Genomic DNA, 4,288 nt, shown 5'->3' with positions numbered 1-4,288 from the left:
AAGCCTCGGCAACAACCTCGCCGAACCGCTGGCAGCGCTCATCGTGTCGCTTGCCGGCTCCTATGACGCCATCGTCTCGGCTGCGACCTCGGTCGGCAAGAATGTGCTGCCGCGTGTTGCTGCCCTGCTCGATGTCGCGCAGGTCTCGGAAATCGTCGAGATCGTCTCTGCCGACACGTTCAAGCGTCCGATCTATGCGGGCAATGCCATCCAGACGGTAAAGTCGTCCGATGCGAAGAAGGTAATCACGGTTCGCACCGCCTCGTTCTCCCAGGCCTCCCAAAGCCCATCTGCTGCCGTTGAGGAAATCTCAACGGCAGCTCTTTCTTCAGGACTTTCATCCTTTGTTGCTGATGCGCTGTCGGCTTCAGATCGCCCGGAACTTACCTCAGCGAAGACTGTAATCTCTGGCGGTCGCGCTCTTGGCTCTGCCGACAACTTTGACGAGGTAATCGTACCAGTTGCCGATAAGCTCGGCGCTGCCATCGGTGCCTCCCGTGCTGCTGTCGATGCCGGTTATGCGCCGAACGACTGGCAGATCGGCCAGACCGGCAAGGTTGTTGCCCCCGACCTCTACATCGCCTGCGGCATTTCTGGCGCCATCCAGCATCTGGCCGGCATGAAGGACTCGAAGGTGATCGTCGCGATCAACAAGGACGAGGAAGCGCCGATCTTCCAGGTCGCCGATTACGGTCTCGTTGGCGATCTGTTCGATGTCCTGCCCGAACTTGAAAAAGCCCTTTAACCGCAATTTCACATGAGACGGCGAGGTCACCTCCAGGCGGCCCAGTGTCTGCTGATGTTAGATGGAGTAGCCTGTGACTATGGAAAATCTGGTTCTTACGGTGTCATGCAAGTCCACAAGGGGAATCGTTGCGGCGATCTCCGGCTATCTGACTGACAAGGGTTGTAATATCCTTGATAGCTCGCAGTTCGATGATCTTGAGACCGGCCGGTTCTTCATGAGAATTGGCTTCAAGTCGGAAACCGGTATCCCGGAGCGTGATATCCGCGAAGGCTTTGATGAGGTCGCAAAGCGACTTTCAATGTCCTACGAGTTTCATCAAGGAGATAAGAGGACAAAAGTCCTTCTTATGGTCTCGCGCTTCGGTCACTGCTTGAACGATCTCCTTTATCGCTGGAGGATTGGCGCGCTTCCGATCGACATCGTTGGTGTCGTCTCCAACCACTTCGACTATCAGAAGGTGGTCGTGAACCATGACATTCCGTTCCACCACATCAAGGTAACCAAGGCGAACAAGCCCCAGGCGGAAGCGCGTATGCTCGAAATTGTTGATCAAACGGGTACCGAGCTGGTTGTGCTCGCCCGCTACATGCAGATTTTGTCCGACCAGCTCTGCGCCAAGATGTCGGGCAGGATCATCAACATTCACCATTCCTTCCTGCCCAGCTTCAAGGGCGCAAATCCCTACAAGCAAGCGTACGAGCGCGGTGTGAAGCTGATTGGCGCGACTGCCCACTATGTGACGGCAGACCTCGATGAAGGCCCGATCATCGAGCAGGATACCGTTCGTATCACGCATGCCCAAAGCCCTGACGACTACGTGTCGCTGGGGCGCGATGTCGAAAGTCAGGTTCTGGCTCGTGCGATCCACGCGCACATCCATCATCGCACCTTTGTTAATGGCAATAGGACTGTCGTGTTCCCGGCCAGCCCCGGAAGCTACGCGTCCGAACGGATGGGGTAACCACCGATGACCGCAATCATTGATGGGAAACAGATCGCCGCCGCCATCGTAGCGCAGGTGAAGAGCGCAGGCGAAGCATTACATTCAAACACAGGCGTGCAGGCAGGTATCGCAGTTGTAATCGTTGGTAATGACCCTGCTAGCCATGCCTATGTCTCCTCGAAGGCTAAAATGGCCCACGAGTGCGGCTTCCTGTCAATTAAGCACGAACTGTCGGAGGATACGAGCCAAGAAGAGTTGGCGACGCTCATCGAGTCACTCAACGATGACCCGCTCGTACACGGTATTCTCGTTCAGTTGCCTCTTCCAGGTCATTTGCGGTCAGACACGATCATTCGCGCCATTGCCCCGGCGAAGGATGTAGACGGTCTACATTTCGCGAACGCTGGCAGAATCGTAACAGGCGATCTCGATGGCGGGCTGGTTTCCTGTACACCGGCAGGTGCCATGGTATTCGTTCGCGATGTCCATGGCGACGACCTTACAGGGCTGCACGCTGTTGTGATCGGCAAGTCGAACTTATTCGGAAAGCCGATGTCAGCGCTGCTGCTGGAGGCCAATGCGACGGTTACCACGGTGCATAAGGGTACGCGCGATGTTCCCGGTCTTTGCAGAAACGCCGATATTGTTGTCGTTGCAGCGGGTCACCCTGGCCTTGTCAAAGCTGACTGGGTGCAGCCAGGTGCAACGGTTATCGATGTCGGGATTAACCGGATTGCCGCTCCCGAGAAAGGCGAAGGGAAGACGAAACTCGTCGGCGATGTTGCGTTCGAGGAAGTGGCGCGTGTCGCAGGTGCCATTACGCCGGTCCCCGGCGGCGTAGGTCCGATGACGATTGCTATGCTAATGGCAAACACTGTGATTGCTGCGTACCGGTTCGCCGGTTTGACCCCACCCAAGTTTGCAAGTCAGTGAAAACGCATGAGTGAGATTCCCGCACGCGAAAGCATGGAATTCGACGTTGTGATCGTTGGTGCGGGACCTGCGGGGCTTTCGGCGGCGATCCGGCTGAAGCAGGTCAATCCGGAGCTCTCGGTCGTCGTGCTCGAAAAGGGCGCCGAAGTCGGCGCGCATATCCTGTCGGGCGCCGTCGTCGATCCCATCGGCATCGACCGGCTGCTGCCGGACTGGCGCAAGGACGCCGACCGTCCGTTCAAGACCGAAGTGAAGGACGACCACTTCCTGTTCTTGGGCCCGGCCGGCTCGATCCGCCTGCCGAACTTTTTGATGCCGCCGCTGATGAACAATCACGGCAATTACATCGTCTCTCTCGGCAACGTCTGTCGCTGGCTGGCGACAAAGGCGGAAGAACTCGGCGTCGAAATCTATCCGGGCTTTGCCGCAACCGAAGTGCTCTACAACGACGAGGGTGCCGTCATCGGCGTTGCCACCGGCGACATGGGTATCGAGAGGAACGGCGAGCCGGGACCGAACTTCGCCCGCGGCATGGCGCTGCTCGGCAAATACACGCTGATCGGCGAGGGCGTGCGCGGCTCGCTCGCCAAGCAGCTGATTTCGAAGTTCGATCTGTCGAAAGACCGCGACGTCCAGAAGTTCGGCATCGGCCTGAAAGAGCTCTGGCAGGTTAAGCCCGAGAACCACCGTCCGGGCCTGGTGCAGCACTCGTTCGGCTGGCCGCTCGGCATGAAGACCGGTGGTGGTTCGTTCCTGTACCATCTGGAAGACAACCTCGTCGCGGTCGGCTTCGTCGTGCACCTCAACTACAAGAACCCATACCTCTTCCCTTTCGAGGAGTTCCAGCGGTTCAAGACCCATCCGGCCATCCGCGGCACCTTTGAAGGCGGCAAGCGGCTGTCCTATGGTGCTCGCGCCATCACCGAGGGCGGCTACCAGTCGGTACCGAAGCTGTCGTTCCCCGGTGGCGCGCTGATCGGCTGTTCGGCCGGCCTCGTGAACGTGCCGCGCATCAAGGGCAGCCACAATGCGGTGCTGTCTGGCATGCTGGCGGCTGACAAACTGGCAGAAGCGATCGCGTCGGGCAGGGCCAATGACGAGCCGGTCGAGATCGAGAACGAATGGCGCCAGACCGATATCGGCAAGGACCTGAAGCGGGTCAGGAACGTCAAGCCGCTGTGGTCGAAATTCGGCACGGCGATCGGCGTGGCACTCGGCGGTCTCGACATGTGGACCAACCAGTTGTTCGGTCTGTCGCTGTTCGGCACGCTGAAGCACGGCAAGAGCGATGCGCAGAGCCTCGAGCCGGCAGCAAAGCACACGAAGATCGATTACCCGAAACCCGATGGCGTGTTGACCTTCGATCGTCTGTCCTCGGTGTTCCTGTCGAACACCAACCACGAGGAGGATCAGCCGGTGCATCTGCAGGTCAAGGACATGAGCCTGCAGAAGCGCTCCGAGCACGACATCTATGCCGGCCCGTCGACGCGCTACTGTCCGGCTGGCGTCTACGAGTGGGTGGAGAAGGACGGCAAGCCGGTCTTCGTCATCAACGCGCAGAACTGCGTGCACTGCAAGACCTGCGACATCAAGGACCCGAACCAGAACATCAACTGGGTGCCGCCGCAGGGCGGCGAAGGCCCGGTCTATCCGAACATGTGAAT

4 protein-coding genes are annotated in these 4,288 nt (G+C 58.7%); all 4 read left to right on the top strand.

What is annotated here, in order from left to right; translation table 11 throughout:
* On the top strand, positions 1-745 hold a 745-nt coding region (locus ACTJKM_RS35995; protein WP_440661887.1), incomplete at its 5' end, for an electron transfer flavoprotein subunit alpha/FixB family protein.
* A 79-nt stretch (positions 746-824) separates the two neighbouring features.
* On the top strand, positions 825-1,709 hold the full coding sequence (gene purU, locus ACTJKM_RS35990) for a formyltetrahydrofolate deformylase (RefSeq protein WP_427143619.1): 885 nt from the start codon (positions 825-827) through the stop codon (positions 1,707-1,709).
* 6 nt (positions 1,710-1,715) lie between these two features.
* On the top strand, positions 1,716-2,624 hold the full coding sequence (gene folD / locus ACTJKM_RS35985; protein WP_427143618.1) for a bifunctional methylenetetrahydrofolate dehydrogenase/methenyltetrahydrofolate cyclohydrolase FolD: 909 nt from the start codon (positions 1,716-1,718) through the stop codon (positions 2,622-2,624).
* A gap of 6 nt (positions 2,625-2,630) precedes the next feature.
* Positions 2,631-4,286, top strand: coding sequence for an electron transfer flavoprotein-ubiquinone oxidoreductase (locus tag ACTJKM_RS35980; RefSeq protein ID WP_440661886.1), 1,656 nt, complete (start codon positions 2,631-2,633; stop codon positions 4,284-4,286).
* Positions 4,287-4,288 lie beyond the last annotated feature (2 nt).

This window comes from Ensifer sp. 22460, assembly GCF_052044935.1.
In the GTDB taxonomy this organism is placed as follows: Bacteria; Pseudomonadota; Alphaproteobacteria; order Rhizobiales; family Rhizobiaceae; genus Ensifer.
This window is presented reverse-complemented; position numbering and strand designations above follow the sequence as displayed.

Bases quoted from the DNA above. Each gene is read 5' to 3' on its own strand.
- purU (WP_427143619.1), top strand. From the start codon at position 825: ATGGAAAATCTGGTTCTTACGGTGTCATGCAAGTCCACAAGGGGAATC.
- folD (WP_427143618.1), top strand. From the start codon at position 1,716: ATGACCGCAATCATTGATGGGAAACAGATCGCCGCCGCCATCGTAGCG.
- ACTJKM_RS35980 (WP_440661886.1), top strand. From the start codon at position 2,631: ATGAGTGAGATTCCCGCACGCGAAAGCATGGAATTCGACGTTGTGATC.